Origin of the sequence: Gorillibacterium massiliense, from assembly GCF_000455485.1 — a bacterium.
Taxonomy (GTDB): domain Bacteria; phylum Bacillota; class Bacilli; order Paenibacillales; family NBRC-103111; genus Gorillibacterium; species Gorillibacterium massiliense.
This window is the reverse complement of sequence record NZ_CBQR020000101.1, coordinates 18,259-33,777: the sequence shown is the minus strand read 5'-3', so window position 1 is coordinate 33,777 and position 15,519 is coordinate 18,259. Positions and strand designations below refer to the sequence as shown.

10 protein-coding genes are annotated in these 15,519 nt (G+C 47.7%); 9 read left to right on the top strand and 1 reads right to left on the bottom strand.

What is annotated here, in order from left to right:
* Nucleotides 1-114 precede the first annotated feature (114 nt).
* From TJ79_RS12660 to TJ79_RS12620, 9 genes are all read left to right on the top strand, one after another.
* Nucleotides 115-849, top strand: a complete 735-nt coding sequence (locus tag TJ79_RS12660; protein WP_052339547.1) for a copper homeostasis protein CutC — start codon at nucleotides 115-117, stop codon at nucleotides 847-849.
* A 236-nt stretch (nucleotides 850-1,085) separates the two neighbouring features.
* The gene (locus TJ79_RS12655) at nucleotides 1,086-2,858 is read left to right on the top strand and encodes a sensor histidine kinase (RefSeq protein WP_040950686.1); all 1,773 of its coding nucleotides are present in this window, start codon (nucleotides 1,086-1,088) and stop codon (nucleotides 2,856-2,858) included.
* Entirely contained in the window at nucleotides 2,851-4,512 is a 1,662-nt protein-coding gene (locus TJ79_RS12650) for a response regulator (protein ID WP_040950685.1), read from the top strand. The genes TJ79_RS12655 and TJ79_RS12650 overlap by 8 nt, the downstream gene beginning before the upstream one ends.
* A gap of 97 nt (nucleotides 4,513-4,609) precedes the next feature.
* Nucleotides 4,610-6,328, top strand: coding sequence for an extracellular solute-binding protein (locus tag TJ79_RS12645; protein WP_040950684.1), 1,719 nt, complete (start codon nucleotides 4,610-4,612; stop codon nucleotides 6,326-6,328).
* Between the two features lie 125 nt (nucleotides 6,329-6,453).
* Nucleotides 6,454-7,311 carry an ABC transporter permease gene (locus TJ79_RS12640; protein ID WP_052339566.1) on the top strand — a complete coding sequence of 286 codons (858 nt, stop codon included), beginning with the start codon at nucleotides 6,454-6,456 and terminating at the stop codon, nucleotides 7,309-7,311.
* A gap of 18 nt (nucleotides 7,312-7,329) precedes the next feature.
* A complete protein-coding gene (locus TJ79_RS12635; protein ID WP_040950682.1) occupies nucleotides 7,330-8,214 on the top strand; it encodes a carbohydrate ABC transporter permease in 885 nt (294 codons plus the stop codon).
* A 102-nt stretch (nucleotides 8,215-8,316) separates the two neighbouring features.
* Nucleotides 8,317-10,611, top strand: coding sequence for a glycoside hydrolase family 3 N-terminal domain-containing protein (locus TJ79_RS12630; protein ID WP_040950681.1), 2,295 nt, complete (start codon nucleotides 8,317-8,319; stop codon nucleotides 10,609-10,611).
* Between the two features lie 16 nt (nucleotides 10,612-10,627).
* Nucleotides 10,628-13,963 (top strand): alpha-mannosidase, encoded by a 3,336-nt coding sequence (locus TJ79_RS12625; protein ID WP_040950680.1) that lies wholly within the window; start codon nucleotides 10,628-10,630, stop codon nucleotides 13,961-13,963.
* Nucleotides 13,964-13,976: 13 nt separating this feature from the next.
* On the top strand, nucleotides 13,977-14,975 hold the full coding sequence (locus tag TJ79_RS12620; protein WP_040950679.1) for a glycoside hydrolase family 130 protein: 999 nt from the start codon (nucleotides 13,977-13,979) through the stop codon (nucleotides 14,973-14,975).
* A 158-nt stretch (nucleotides 14,976-15,133) separates the two neighbouring features.
* On the opposite strand, the gene TJ79_RS27745 is transcribed toward TJ79_RS12620, so the two are convergent.
* Nucleotides 15,134-15,286 (bottom strand): hypothetical protein, encoded by a 153-nt coding sequence (locus TJ79_RS27745; protein WP_202903321.1) that lies wholly within the window; start codon nucleotides 15,284-15,286, stop codon nucleotides 15,134-15,136.
* Nucleotides 15,287-15,519: the final 233 nt, after the last annotated feature.

The following is a 15,519-nucleotide window of genomic DNA, read 5'->3' as shown; positions in this document are numbered from 1 at the left end:
GGTGTTACGGTTTGGCTTCCAGAAAATGAATGTCAAGGAGATACACCGATCGCACATGTTTTTCGAATTGGAAAGTAACGTGAAACTTGAATGGAATAGAGGGGCCATAACTTTATGTGTGACATTTACAAGAATGGAGATAAAGGAGTTGAGGAAAAAACGCTGCTTGAAGTAATTGCAACATCAATGGAAGATGTAGTTCAGGCAAATCGTGGTGGTGCTGATCGAATCGAGTTATGCTCTAACTTGAATGAGGGAGGATTAACCCCGTCAGATAACTTCATCAAGTCGGCAATCGAAATCAGCGATATTCCCATTCAAGTAATGATTCGACCGCACAACCGTACATTTGTTTTTAGTGAATCCGATCTGCAAGAAATGTTACGAAGCATACTATGGGCGAAAAAGTGTGGAGCAGCGGGTGTGGTCGTTGGCGCACTGACGCATGAAAGTCGAATAGATAAGCAAGCACTTTGTACTATGATGGAAGCGGCATCTAGACTAAATATCACATTTCATCGGGCTTTTGATTATACACGAAACTTAGAAGAAGCTTTAGATGATTTGCTTGATTTTCCGCAAATTAACAGGCTGCTAACTTCTGGTGGAGCGTCGAACGCATTTGAGGCAAATGATGTAATAGCAAGAATGCAAATGAGGATCCAGAATACTCCCATAAAATTAATCGCAGCTGCTGGATTAACCGCAGATAATATTGCGGATTTCGTCGAGCGGACAAAAGTAACCGAAGTCCATATGGGGCGTGGAGTACGCATAGGCATGTCTATTGCTCATTCAATAGATGCCGATTTGGTGCGATTGATTAAACAACTTTTGAAAAATCTATAAGGGTTGTCCATGTTGATATCCATACCAAATATTAAATGTACGGCAATAAAAAACATGAAACGATAGTTTTTAGCTTTCCGGGGTTGCCCTTTTTTGGGGTCAACCCCGTTATTTTTAAATGGTTAAAAAAGTCATAAAAAATATAATTAGTCCACTCCAGTTCCAATAATTCAAGTGTTAATCTTGCGTTATGAATGGATTACCATACTAAGCAGAAGCGAACAGGAGATTTGGATATGAGATATTTATCCCGACTTGTTTTAAAGCTTTTTGGACATAGGCTTACGATTTTCCCGAAAATAATAATTGCTATGCTTGTCATTATTGTTCCAATGGATATTTTGAACTTCTTGATGAATCAATATGGCGTAAAGACGGTTCGTCAAGAAATATTGCAGTCAAGTGCTTCAAATGTTCACTTCTATTTAAGTTCACTTGAAACGGAAATCAACCGAATTGTTAGATTAGAAAGAGAATATATCAGCAGCGATGATGATTTTCGTAAGCTTGGAGTTATTCCTGAATCAATGGATGATTATGAGAGGGGAATAACAATACTCCGTATAGAGAACAAACTCTCCATTTTAAAAAGTTCAAGTCCTTATATTAAAGATATTAAAATATATTTTCCTAGACTTGGAAGAACAATTTGGACGACTACGATTAGCGAAACAATTCCAAGCGATGAAACGAATGCAATTCGACATGCTGAGGGAACATCTATTTCTCCGTTTACTTTTATCGATAATAGAATGGTTTTAGGTATGGTATATCCTTCGTTAGGCAATGAAATGTTATTTACGATGGAAGTGGAATTATCCATACCCCTTCTCCGTGAATCGCTTGCTCAAATGTCAAACAAACAAAATTCAGGATCTTTGCTACTAAACGAGTCTAAACATTGGCATGTGAGTGATAAAGAGCAAGAGTACATTGACTCGGAAATCCGGTCTTTTTTAGTTAAGCAGGCCGATGAAGGGATGCTTTACGGAAACAAACGAATTGAGATAGGTAAAAAGATGTATTTGCTTTATTACGAACGTTCGGAGTCGCTTGGGCTGACCCTCGTACATTATGTTCCCGAAGCGGAAGCGATGGGAGTACTTAATCAATATCAAACCTGGTACGGACTCTTCGTGTTCGCATCATTAATCTTTGTTTTTATTTTTTCCTATGGCATTTTTCTTGTTATTCATAAGCCAATGAGGCGGTTGGTTAATTCCTTGTATCAAGTGGGCAAAGGAAATTTAAGCATAAAGTTACACCATAAACACAACGATGAATTCCAAGATGTGTATCTTCAATTTAATACAATGGTTTCTCAGATTAATAAACTTATTGGGGAAGTATCTGAACAACAATCAAGATCGCAACGATCAGAACTCAAGCAGCTGCAATCCCAAATTAATCCCCATTTTTTGTACAACAGCTTGTTTGTGTTGCTTTCATTAATTAAACAGGAGAATCTTAACAGCGCGGAGAGATTAGTTATCCATATGGGCAATTATTTCCGTCATATATCTCGAAATGGCGAGGATGAGGTTGAAATAGAAAAAGAATTTAAGCATGCCCAAGCCTATGCGGGGATACAGTCAGTCCGATTTCCCGATATTCAAATCCACTTTGACGATATTCCTGAGTCATTCAGAACGATCAGAATTCCACGATTAATTCTACAACCCTTAGTTGAAAATGCATATTTACACGGACTAGAAGAACTGGACGGCAAGGGGATTCTTCGGATAGAAGTTTTGGATGTGGGGAATGTGCTTGAAGTTAGCGTTGAGGATAACGGTAATCAACTTACAGAAGACAAGCTAAATCATCTTAATAAGAGATTAGATCAAGGGGATCAATCAGAAGAGACGACGGGAATTATTAATGTGCATAGAAGATTGCAGCTCAGATACGGAAAAATGTTTGGGCTTAAGCTTGGAGTGGGTCAGTTAGGCGGCTTGAAGGCGACTTTTAGAATTCCTTTGAATATGGAGGAGAGACATCTTGGCTAACTTATTGATTGTTGATAATGAGAAAGTCATTGTAGATGGGCTGGTTGGATATTTTATTGATTTAAAGATCGAAGGATTGGAAGTGTACGGAGCCTATTCAGGTAAGGAAGCGATTGAGCTTCTTGAAAGAGGTAAATTTGATGTTGTGCTTTCTGACATAAAAATGCCTGGAATGAGCGGACTGGAATTACAAGATGAGGTTGTAAGAAGGTGGCCAAGGTGTAAGCTTGTTTTCTTATCAGGATATGATCAATTTGAATTCGTACAGAAAGCGATTCGAAATGGAGCAAGCAACTATATTTTAAAAACGGAAGGTTATGAAGTGATTGCAGAAGCTGTAAATAATGCTTTGAAAGTACAACGCGAAACTGCCGATTTTGAAAAGCTGTTCGCTGAGTCGAGACAACAACTAATGGCATCTCTGCCGTTGATGAGAAAAGAGTTCATGCAGGGTATTTTATTAGGCGATCCATCTTCAGATCAGCATCTTTCGAAGCAAATTACACAACTTCAATTTTCTTTAAGCGATAAGGAAAAATCGTTGCTAGTGATAGGCCGTATCGACAACTGGAGAGGGATATCTACCCCTTCAGATCGAGCGTTATTGACATATTCTATCCAAAATATTGCGGATGAGTATCTTACTCCTTTTTTGCAACACTACTCTTTTGTGTATGAAGCTTCTCGAATTGTATGGATCATTCAACCCAAACCTATGCCAAGTGAATTGGAGCATACTGAAATTCAAAAGCGATGCTTGCTTTTTGTACAGCATTCGATACAAGACATTCAATCCACGTGTCGTGATTTGTTAAACATGAAAATGTCTTTTGCGATTGGTAGTTCGTTCTTGGGATGGAATCACCTTCAAGAGCAATTCGAAGCATTAAAGTTATTGCTGAATATGGGACTTGGCACGTCCGAAGAAGCCATTTTACTGCATAATCCGGATAGGAGAGATTCCGAGGAAAATAAAACGGAAAACATCGCTCAATCCATTTCATATATGATTCAAAAATTACAGAACTATTTGGAGGTCGGAGATAAAACGGACTTCTTTGAACTATTGACTAATGCTCTATTACTCCCTGCGAAGAATAGCGAATTCGAACTGAAGCTGGAAATTGTTTTATCGCTTGGGGGGGTATTCTTATCCGCGATTAATAAGTGGCAATTGCATCAAGAAGTTGGCAAGCAAATTAATCTAGACTTACTGTATCGAGTGGACACAGGACGGGAGTGGAAAGAGTATGTTGATTTCTTTAATCATTTAGCAGAAGCCTTATTCTTACTTCGAATGTCCAAACGGGTTGATCAGGAAAACGATATCGTTGAAAAGATTCAAACCTATGTTACTAATCATCTGGATGATGACCTTTCCATGACAAAACTGGGTGCCGTTTTTGGACATCACCCGTATTATCTCTCACGTATGTATAAACAAATTACCAAAGAGGGATTGCTCGAATATATAACAGATGTCCGGATGGATAAAGCAAAACAACTGCTTCGAGAAACGGATCTTAAAATTCAAGAAGTTTCGAAAGCCGTAGGCTTTGTGTCTGAAGGCTATTTTTATCGTTTTTTTAAGAAGTCAGTGGGTTTGACACCAAGCGAATACCGCGACTTACCTAAACTTCAAATAAGACAGTGAAAGTGCAAATCGTTCAGTAGAGGGCGTAAAAATAGCTGTGATATAGTCAGAATCAAAGAAGAGCAGTCTTCTTTTAAACTAACTGGGGGGAATAGAAATGATTAGGCACAAAAATAAAATTCGTATTCTGAGCCTTATCTCTGTTACAGCCTTAGCAACTATGTTTTCTGCTTGTTCCGGTAACAACAACGGAAATGCATCGCCATCTACTAGCGCATCCGGTTCTGAGTCTCCGTCTGTAAGCGCTTCCGCATCAGCAGGTGTTTCCGCCAATGACTTGAACGCAAAATATGATCCTCCGATTACCATTACAGCTGCTCAACTCGCTGAGTCGACCTGGGTATATGATTCAGGGGATGATCTTAATAATAACGTATGGACAAGGCACTTTACCGAAACGCTTGGTATTAACTTTAAATTCGATTGGACGGCTGCTAAGTTAGAAGACTACACGAACAAACTGAACGTTATGATTGGTTCTGGCGACAAATTGCCGGACATGTTTCAAGTAGATGCTACTCAACTTCAGCAACTGGCTGAGGCTGGCCAGCTTGCAGACTTAACAGAAGTGTTTAATAAGTTTGCTTCTCCATTAACGAAAAAGTTAATGAGCACGGATGGTGGTATCGGGCTTAGTTCTGCTACGTTCGATGGTAAGCTTGTCGCGATCCCCAATTTGGCGGGTACGATTACTGCAAATGACGTGCTCTGGTTGAGAGCTGATTGGCTCAAAAAAGTAGGATTGCCTGAGCCTAAATCGATTGATGATTTGGTTGCAATCGCAGATGCATTTGTCAATAAGGATCCAGACGGCAATGGTAAGAAAGATACTCAGGGCCTTGGTTTGGCAACAGGCCCCTCTCTGACTCCTGGTGATGCGGCTGATCTTGGTGGATTCTTCTCCGCTTACAATGTACATCCTGGCATGTGGGTCAAAGATGAATCCGGGAAAGTGGTTTATGGAGGGATCCAGCCAGGCGTTAAAGATGCACTGCTTAAGCTACAAGACATGTACAAAAAAGGATTGATCGATAAAGAGTGGATTGTCAAAGACGGCGGAAAAATCGGCGAGGATATCGCGAATAACAAATTGGGCATGTGGTATGGCGCGAACTGGAATAGCTACTGGCCGGTAAACATTACCAGTAACAAAGATCTTGTAAACCTTAAGCCATATTCGCTCGTCTCCGCGTATGGTGCACAGCCGGTTGTTCAGATGGTGAATCCTTCTGTTGCGCAGTTCACGGTTGTAAAAAAGGGATTTGAGCATCCAGAAGCCATTGTGAAATTGCTGAACGAATTCCAAGAAAAAATGTGGGGCGAAACATCGGATAGTGCGAAGTTTGGCGAAAACAAAAACGTAACCCCATCGATTACCTACTCAAAATATCCGCTTGTACAATCCTGGCCGATGACGAAAGACATTCCGGATAACCTCGACGCTGTCAACAATGCATTTTCAACTGGGGATACGTCAAAATTGAATTCGGAACAGATGGGTGCATTCGACACGATCAAGGCCTTTAATGACGGCGATATTGTTAAAGGTTTCGGTAACAAACGGCAATTCGATGCATTCGAAATTATTAAGAAAGATAACCTATCTACTCAGTTGTACTCGGAGTTCTACGGAGCGCCTACTCCAACTATGATCACATTGAAAGCGTCGCTCGATAAACTTGAACAAGAAACGTTTACGAAGATCATTATGGGTAAAGGCACCGGAGATGACTTTGATAAATTCGTGAGCGATTGGAATAAGCTGGGTGGAGAAGCAATCACGAAAGAAGTGAACGAATGGAAAGCCGGGCACTAAAAAATTGAGCTAAAAGGCGGGAGGGGGAAAAAATCCCCCTCTCTCTTATTCGGAAATGAAAATGGGGTGGACAATGGGTATGCGCTTACTAAAAGAGTTTTAAAGAGCACTCGTTATTGCATTTGATGCTGCTTCCTGCCGTTGTTCTGGTTCTGGTTTATAGCTACTATCCAATGTTTGGCGCTGTTATTGCATTTGAGAAATTCTCTGCCTTTAAAGGCATGTTTAAATCAGAGTGGGTTGGCTTTGCTAACTTTGAATACATTTTTAAGATGCCTGAATTCCCGGTCGTAATAAGGAACACATTGATTATTGCCATTATGAAAATCATCGGAAATCTGACGGTGCCACTAGTCATTGCTTTGCTCCTTAATGAAGTCATGAGCAATCTAGTCAAACGGGGTATTCAAACACTCATCTACCTGCCTCACTTCTTGTCATGGGTTATTCTCGCTGGGATTTTGAAAGATGTGCTATCGCCATCGTCCGGCATAGTAAACCAAGCTTTATCATTTTTTGGAATTGATCCCGTGTTCTTTCTCGGGGATAATCATTGGTTTCCCTTCGTGCTAGTAGGCACGGATGTATGGAAGGAATTCGGTTTTAATACAATTGTCTATTTGGCTGCGTTGACGGCAATAAATCCGGCTCTTTATGAAGCTGCACTCATTGATGGGGCCTCTAGATGGAAGCAAACGCTTCACGTTACATTGCCTGGAATTGCTCCGATTATTATTTTGCTGGCTACCTTGAGTCTAGGCAATGTATTGAATGCAGGGTTTGATCAAATCTTTAACCTTTATAGTTCTGCCACTTACGACTCTGGTGACGTCATGGATACGTTTATCTATCGGATTGGTGTTGTGAATGCACAATACAGCATTTCAACGGCATTAGGGCTCTTTAAGTCGGCGATATCGTTTGTATTAATTTCAACGTCATACTTTTTGGCATACCGCCTAGCTAACTATAGAATCTTCTAAATAGAAAGGATCTTCAATATGCGAAACCGATCCTTATCCCGAAAAATATTTACGTTTTTCAATTATACGTTTCTCATTGCCCTTTCCATTGTTTGTTTACTTCCGATGTTGAATGTTCTTGCGGTCTCATTCAGTTCGGCTGGGGCAGTTAGTGCAGGCAAAGTGACTTTTTGGCCAATTGATTGGAATATGGAGTCCTATTCGGTTGTGATGAAGCATGGTACGTTCATGAATTCATTTTTCGTATCTATCGAACGGCTCTTACTCGGTACATTGATCAGCATGGTTCTTTGCGTTTTGACTGCCTATCCACTATCTAAAGAGAACGATCGTTTTCCTTGGCGAACGATTTATTCCTGGCTGTTTGTCATCACTATTCTATTTAGCGGTGGATTGATCCCTTGGTACTTATCTGTGCGACAGACCGGAATTATTGATACACTCTGGGCGTTAGTGTTGCCAAGTGCCGTTAATGTGTTCAATATCATTTTAATTCTCAACTTTTTCAGGGGATTGCCAAAGGAATTAGAGGAATCGGCCCATATTGACGGTGCGAATCATATGACTGTCTTGTGGCGGATCTTCGTACCCATTTCAATGCCTTCATTGGCAACCGTATTGTTACTCACGATGGTATTTCATTGGAATTCGTGGTTTGATGGCTTGATGTTCATCAAGAATCCTGGAAACTACCCACTTGCTACGTACTTGCAAGCAGTGACGATTGATGCAAACTCACTTAAAAACCTGCAAATGCAAGATCCTGATACATTGAAGTTTGTTTCGGATCGTACGGGTAGGGCTGCACAAATCTTTTTAACGGCATTGCCGATTCTGTTAGTCTATCCGTTTCTGCAGCGATACTTTGTTAAAGGCTTGGTGCTTGGCAGCGTAAAAGGATAAAGCGCAAGCTAAGATGCATTTGCTGAGACATACAAAAGTGGCCACCATTTTGAATCATTATCATATAGGCTTTTTAGTTTATGGAAGCGGAGGAAATACGCCTTGAGCTACAAAGACCCGACGAAATCCGTTCATGAACGGACAGAGCATCTGCTGGGGTTAATGACGCTAGATGAGAAGGTTGGCCAGCTCGTACAGCTTTTCGGTTGGCAATCTTACGAGAATAAAGACGGCAAGGCCGATCTGACTGAGTCCTTCAAGGAGCAAATACGGCGGGGAGGCATCGGCTCGTTATATGGCACGCTGCGCGCCGATCCGTGGACAGGCGTTACGCTGGATACAGGCCTGTCTTCACGGGAAGGCGCGGAAGCCGTAAATGAAATACAGCGTTACGCTATCGAAGAATCACGTCTCGGCATTCCGCTGCTGATCGGCGAGGAATGCTCGCACGGTCACATGGCGATTGGCGCCACCGTTTTTCCGGTGCCGCTCTCGCTTGGCAGCACGTGGAATACGGACTTGTACAGCGAAATGTGCCGGGCTGTGGCGTTGGAAACGCGTGCCCAGGGTGGCGCGGTCACTTATTCGCCCGTATTGGACGTCGTGCGCGACCCTCGCTGGGGAAGAACGGAAGAGTGCTTCGGCGAAGATCCGTACCTGATCGGAGCGTTTGCCGAAGCATCGGTTCGAGGCTTACAGGGCAAAGGCTTAGACCACCCGGACAGTGTTGCGGCTACACTGAAGCATTTCGTCGCTTACGGCGCTTCGGAAGGCGGACGCAACGCGGGTCCTGTGCATATGGGCTGGCGCGAGCTGCTGGAAGTGGACCTGTACCCATTCCGCAAGGCGGTGGAGGCGGGCGCTGCCTCGATAATGACGGCGTACAACGAGATCGACGGCGTGCCGTGCACCTCAAACCGTGAGCTGCTGGAGGATATTCTACGCGGCAAATGGGGCTTCAACGGCATGGTCATTACGGATTGCGGCGCTATTGACATACTCGCCATGGGGCATGACACGGCTGTAGATGGCGAAGAAGCGGTGGCTCAGGCGCTGGCCGCTGGCGTAGATATGGAAATGTCCGGCGTAATGTTCGGTAAGCATCTGGTGAATGCCGTCCGCTCGGGACGCTTGAGCGAAGCGCAGCTGGACCAGGCTGTGCGCCGCTTGCTGATGCTAAAATTCCGGTTAGGCCTGTTCGAGCGGCCTTATGTTGACCCAAACCGCGCGGAAGCTGTCATCGGCTCGGAAAAGCACCGCGAGTTGGCACGGCGCATCGCCGGGGAAGGCATCGTGCTGCTGAAGAACGACAGCGCGCTGCCACTGAACACCGAAAGCTGCGGTACTGTTGCCGTGATCGGCCCGAATGCGGACGCGCACTATAATCAGCTCGGTGATTACACCTCGCCGCAGCCGCGCGCAAACGTGGTGACGGTACTGGATGGCGTACGCGCGAAACTCGGCGCGGAGTCGGGGCGGGTGCTGTATGCGCCAGGCTGCCGGATCAAGGACGACTCACGCGAAGGTTTCCCGCTGGCGCTGGAAGTGGCCGCCAAAGCGGACACTGTTTTACTGGTGCTGGGCGGCTCGAGCGCGCGCGATTTTGGCGAAGGCAGCATTGACCTGAAGACCGGCGCCTCGAAGGTGACGGATAGCTCTTGCAGCGATATGGATTGCGGCGAAGGCATCGACCGGCTATCGCTGAGTCTGTCGGGCGTGCAGTTGGAACTGGCGCAGGAGTTGGCGAAGCTGGGCAAACCGCTGATTGTCGTTTACATCAACGGCCGCCCTGTAGCAGAGCCGTGGATTGACGAGAATGCGGACGCGTTGCTAGAGGCATGGTATCCCGGCCAGGAGGGCGGGCATGCCATCGTTGACGTGCTGTTCGGCGACGTCAACCCGTCCGGCAAGCTGACGGTATCCGTGCCGAAGACGGTCGGGCAGTTGCCCGTCCATTACCTCGGCAAGCGTTCGCGTGGTAAACGGTACCTGGAGGCCGACTCCAAGCCACAGTATCCGTTCGGCTATGGCCTCAGTTACACGACATTCGCTTACTCCAACCTGAAAGTGGAGCCGACGACCATTTGGGTTGACGGACAGGCGACGGTGACGGTAGACGTCAAAAATACCGGTGCGACAGAAGGCGCGGAAGTGGTGCAGCTGTACATCACTGACGTCAGTAGTTCCGTCACCCGTCCTGAGCGCCAATTGAAAGGCTTCTGTAAAGTAAAGTTGGAGCCAGGCGAAATGCGCACGGTGACCTTCACCGTCGGGACGGAGCACTTGCAGTTCATCGGTCACAATTACGTGTCGGTGGTGGAGCCGGGCGATTTCGTTATCCGTGTTGGCAGCAGCTCCACTAGTACGGTGGATGCACCACTGACCGTGTTGGGCTAAGGAGGAGCCGATATCAATGGAACGGATTAATCGATTTATCCGCGAATTGTCTGAATTGCAGTGGCTGGAACGCCGCCCGCTAATAGACTGGAGCGTAACGGCGACGGAATACCGTCTGCCCGGAGATTACAGCGAGCCCGTGCCGTTTCAAGGCAGTGAGGCGTTTGCGTTGTTCCCGAGTGTGCAGGGAACGACTTATTTCTTCCGCCAGCAGGTGGACATTCCGCGTGAATGGGCAGTTGATTTCGATAACTCCCAACATGCTGGTGGCCCGCTCATCGGACTCGTATTTGAGTCAGGAGGAGAGGGGTTGCTGCGTGTGAACGGTGAGTCCTGGCAGGGGCTAGACCGCAATCACACGTTCGTTACACTTGATCCGGCTGTCACTAGCCACAAACTGCAGCTGGAGATCGAGCTGTACGACCCGATCCCGGAGCCGGTTGACCCGCTGAACCAGCAGGCCGTGATTCAGCCTCCGATCCGTATGATCCGCAGCGAGCTGGTGTTGGCCAACCGTGCTGTACAGGCGTTGATGTATACGGCCATCGTGGTACGTGATTCGTTGAAGTTACTGGCGGAGACGGATCAGCGGCGCGCCCGCCTTACCGAAGCGCTGCACGCCGCCATGGACGATTATCTGCTGCTTGATACGCCGCAGGTGAGCGAAGGCTCCGCAGTTGTCGCCATTGAGCGTGTGCTTGCCGAGCGGGTCCACGTTATCGGATGTAATGCCGAAGGCATCATTCACATGGTTGGCCAATCACATATAGACATAGCCTGGCTATGGCCGGCACGCGAGACGGTGCGCAAGGCGAGCCGGACGTTTTCGACGGTAAACGCGCTGATGGAGGAATATCCGGGCTACCTTTACACCCAAAGTCAGCCGCAGTTGTTTGCTTATCTAAAAGACCATGATCCCATGTTGTACAAAAAAATAAAACGCCGCATCACTGAAGGCCGGATTGAATTGGTTGGAGGCATGTGGGTGGAGCCGGATCTGAACATTCCAAGCGGAGAGTCGCTGATGCGGCAGATGCTGTACGGTCAACGCTTTTATATGGAGGAATTTAACCGTGTTTCCACGATTGAATGGCTGCCGGACACATTTGGCTATTGTGCGTCGCTGCCGCAAATTTTACGGCATGGCGGCATCCGCTACTTCATGACGACAAAGCTCGGCTGGAACGACACGAATGTGTTCCCTTACAATCTGTTCCACTGGATCGGTATTGACGGCACGGCGATATTGTCTTACCTGAACCATGGCGTCAATGAAAATACGTTGCCGAAGGACGTGCACGACCATTACCAATCCTTCCGTGAGAAAAATATCCTCAACGAGCAGATGCTCCTGTACGGACATGGGGACGGAGGAGGAGGCGTTACACGTGAGATGCTGGAGTCTATCAAGCGTAGTGATCTGATGGTAGGCCAGCCGGTATCGAAAAACAGCACGGCTGCCGAATTCTTCTCCAGCACGGAAACTGTGCGGGATGTGCTCCCGTCCTGGTACGGCGATCTTTATCTCGAGCTGCACCGCGGCACGTACACGACGCATGGCCGCAACAAGCGGGCTAACCGGAAAGCGGAACTGTTGTATCGCGAAGCGGAGCTATGGCAGACACTTGCGGCGGGCCTTCACGGCAACAGCACAATGGGCATGACAGCTCAAAACAGCAGCTTTCAGGAAGCGTTGGCCAAGTTGCACAAGGGCTGGAAGCTGATCCTGCTGAACCAGTTCCATGACATCATCCCGGGGTCGGCCATTACCGAAGCATATGCGACTTCGAAGAAGGAGTACGTTTCGATTTTTGAACTGGGCAAGGATGTACTAAACAGTGGACTTGCGGTATTGGCGGAGCAAATCGACACGTCGGCGGTTGCAGGAACGCCTTACATCATCTTTAATGGCCTTGGCTGGGCGCGTGATATCGTCGCCGAGCTGTGGTTGGATAAGACTAATCCTACCGTTTACAGCGAAGACGGCACCCTCCTTGAGGCAGCGGAAGCAAACGGCTCTGTACCGTTGGTGGACGGGGAATACGTATTCACACCGCAAAATTCTGACGCAACAGAGTCGACTGCAAGCCGCGTGATGCGCATCCTCGTGCCTGGGGTTCCGGCGTTCGGCTACCGTACCGTCTGGGTCCGCGAGGGCGAGATGCCGGCCAAAGAAGTCGATACGCAGAACCCTATTCATGCGTCTTCTGCAAGTAGAGAAACGATTAAGGATACAGAAGGAGCTACAGCATCTTCAGGAATATCCGTGCCGACAGAATGGGAAACGCCGTTCTACAAATTGTTGTTCAACGAGCGCGGCGAAATCGCAAGCCTGTATGACAAGGAAGTGGGGCGAGAGGTCGTTTCCACGGGTAGAACGGCCAACCGTTTCTATTTCTTCCACGACCGTCCGACACTTTGGGATGCATGGGACATCGACAGCCGCTATGAGCAGCAGCCGGCAGGAGATGTTGATCTTCTTGAAAGCTGGCTGCAGGAATCAAATCCAATTCATGACGTGTTCGGATTCCGTTGGAAAATTGGCAGTTCGGAAATCCGTCAGCAAATGGTACTGTACCGCCATGACCGGCGCATCGACTTCCGTACCGAGGTGGACTGGAACGAGAGCCATAAGCTGCTGAAAGTTGGATTCCCGATTGACGTGCAGACGACCAAAGCGACATACGAAATTCCATTCGGCGCACTGGAGCGGCCGACACACCGCAACACGAGCTGGGAGCAGGCGCAATACGAAGTATGCGGCCACCGCTTCGTCGACGTAGCGGAACACGGTTACGGTGTCAGCCTTCTGAACGACAGCAAATACGGCTATGACGTGCAGGGTAGTACGATTCGCCTGTCATTGCTGCGTGCACCAAAATGGCCGGATTTGACGGCGGATCTGGGGCGCCATGTCTTTACTTATTCTCTGTATCCGCATCGCGGCGACTGGAAGATGGCTCACACGTTGCGCCGCGCTGCTGAACTGAACTCGACACCTCCCGTAATTGCACCGGGATTTTACAGCGCAGGGGAATCTGCCACTATCTCCATTGCCGATCATGGCACCGCCATGAACCGCAGGCTTCCGGCATCCGGTTCGCTTATTCCGTTCACGGGCTGTCATGTCGTGCTAGACACGGTTAAGCCTGCCGAGGATGGCGAAGGTGTTATCCTGCGGCTGTACGAGTCTGCGGGCGGGCGCGAAACGGTGGAAATCTGCTGGAACGGAAACGGATCGGGCTTTGTTTCCAACGCGCTTGAAGAAGAACTGGAGCTACTGGCGGAAGATGAGGGGCGTTACGAGCTGCATTTTGCCCCGTTTGAAATCAAGACGATCAAGCTGAGATAAAGGAGCATTCAAGATGACCCGGATTATCGGAACGGAGCTGCCGAGCATTCCTTGGCAGGAAAAGCCGCAAGGGACTCATGCGCCGGTTTGGCGCTATTCGAACAACCCGATCATAAACCGCAACGCCATCCCCAACTCCAACAGCGTCTTCAATTCCGCCGTCATTCCGTACAAAGATGGTTTCGCCGGGGTTTTCCGCTGCGACTCCCGCTCGGTCAGCATGGATATTTTCGCCGGATTCAGCGACGACGGTGTGAACTGGGCGATTAACCACGACCCGATCGCCTTTGAAGGCGAAGAGGATGTCATCCGTCGGGAATACCGCTACGATCCCCGGGTATGCCAAATCGGCGACCGCTATTATATCACTTGGTGTAACGGCTACCACGGACCGACCATAGGCATCGCCTATACCTACGATTTTCAAACGTTCCACCAGCTGGAAAATGCTTTTCTTCCCTACAACCGCAACGGCGTCCTATTTCCCCGTAAGATCGGCGGTCACTTTGCTATGCTCAGCCGCCCCAGTGATACGGGACATACGCCTTTCGGCGATATTTTCTACAGCATCAGCCCAGACCTCACCTTCTGGGGCAAGCATCGCTATGTGATGGGAACAGTGGGCGGCGACGCCTCCGCTTGGCAGTCCAAAAAGATCGGACCGGGACCGGTGCCAATCGAGACGGATAGGGGCTGGCTCTTGATCTATCACGGCGTCATCAATACTTGCAACGGCTTCGTGTATCGCATGGGCTGCGCGCTTCTCGATCTTGATGAGCCGTGGAAGGTAAAAGCTCGTTCCCGCAATTACATTCTCGGCCCAGAAATGCTATACGAATGCGTTGGCGACGTGCCAAACGTGACTTTTCCTTGCGCCGCTTTGACGGATTCCTCCACTGGACGAATCGCGATCTACTATGGCTGCGCCGACACGGTGACGGGTCTCGCCTTTACAACAGTGGATGAGCTTTTGAAGTACATGGAAGAATATCCGCTTGAAGAGGGATATTAACCGGTCTGAATTTGAGAAGAAACAATCGCCAAATGAGCCTCGCCAGCTTGATCTGTTCGACGATTTATAAGTCCCCGCTGCATACGCAAAAAGGGCGTCCAGTTATGGACGCCTTTTTATTTGCTGTGTTTTCTACTCTGCGGTGTCGCCCCAGCGGATTATTCGCAGCGGGGGCGGCTTCCCTTTGATTGGATTTTCTTGCTGGCCTCGCGGTCTCCAGCCTTCGCCGAGAGCTTTTGGCCGAATTGATCGAGCCGTGAAGGCTCGGCAGCCTGTCCGTCATCCTCCGGGCGGGAATTGCGACCGGTCATTGTCGATCACCTCCGTTATTAACTTGCCCATCCTGTCTCACACGCATTCGGCAACTTCTTCTGCTTCCACGCATCACAAGAAGGCTCACCCACACATCCATCGTACTTTCCCGATCTATTTACTGAACCGGTGTAATGATTTTGTAATGGAAATGTAAATGGCCCGTTAACCATAACGGGCTCAACTCGTGTTAAACTAGTATTAGTTCGAATTTTCTAAAAATTCATAGAGA

Excerpts from the sequence above, each read along its gene's own strand:
- TJ79_RS12640 (WP_052339566.1), top strand. The coding sequence starts at position 6,454 with ATGCTGCTTCCTGCCGTTGTTCTGGTTCTGGTTTATAGCTACTATCCA.
- TJ79_RS12635 (WP_040950682.1), top strand. The coding sequence starts at position 7,330 with ATGCGAAACCGATCCTTATCCCGAAAAATATTTACGTTTTTCAATTAT.
- TJ79_RS12620 (WP_040950679.1), top strand. The coding sequence starts at position 13,977 with ATGACCCGGATTATCGGAACGGAGCTGCCGAGCATTCCTTGGCAGGAA.
- TJ79_RS12645 (WP_040950684.1), top strand. The coding sequence starts at position 4,610 with ATGATTAGGCACAAAAATAAAATTCGTATTCTGAGCCTTATCTCTGTT.
- TJ79_RS27745 (WP_202903321.1), bottom strand. The coding sequence starts at position 15,286 with ATGACCGGTCGCAATTCCCGCCCGGAGGATGACGGACAGGCTGCCGAG.
- TJ79_RS12625 (WP_040950680.1), top strand. The coding sequence starts at position 10,628 with ATGGAACGGATTAATCGATTTATCCGCGAATTGTCTGAATTGCAGTGG.
- TJ79_RS12660 (WP_052339547.1), top strand. The coding sequence starts at position 115 with ATGTGTGACATTTACAAGAATGGAGATAAAGGAGTTGAGGAAAAAACG.
- TJ79_RS12655 (WP_040950686.1), top strand. The coding sequence starts at position 1,086 with ATGAGATATTTATCCCGACTTGTTTTAAAGCTTTTTGGACATAGGCTT.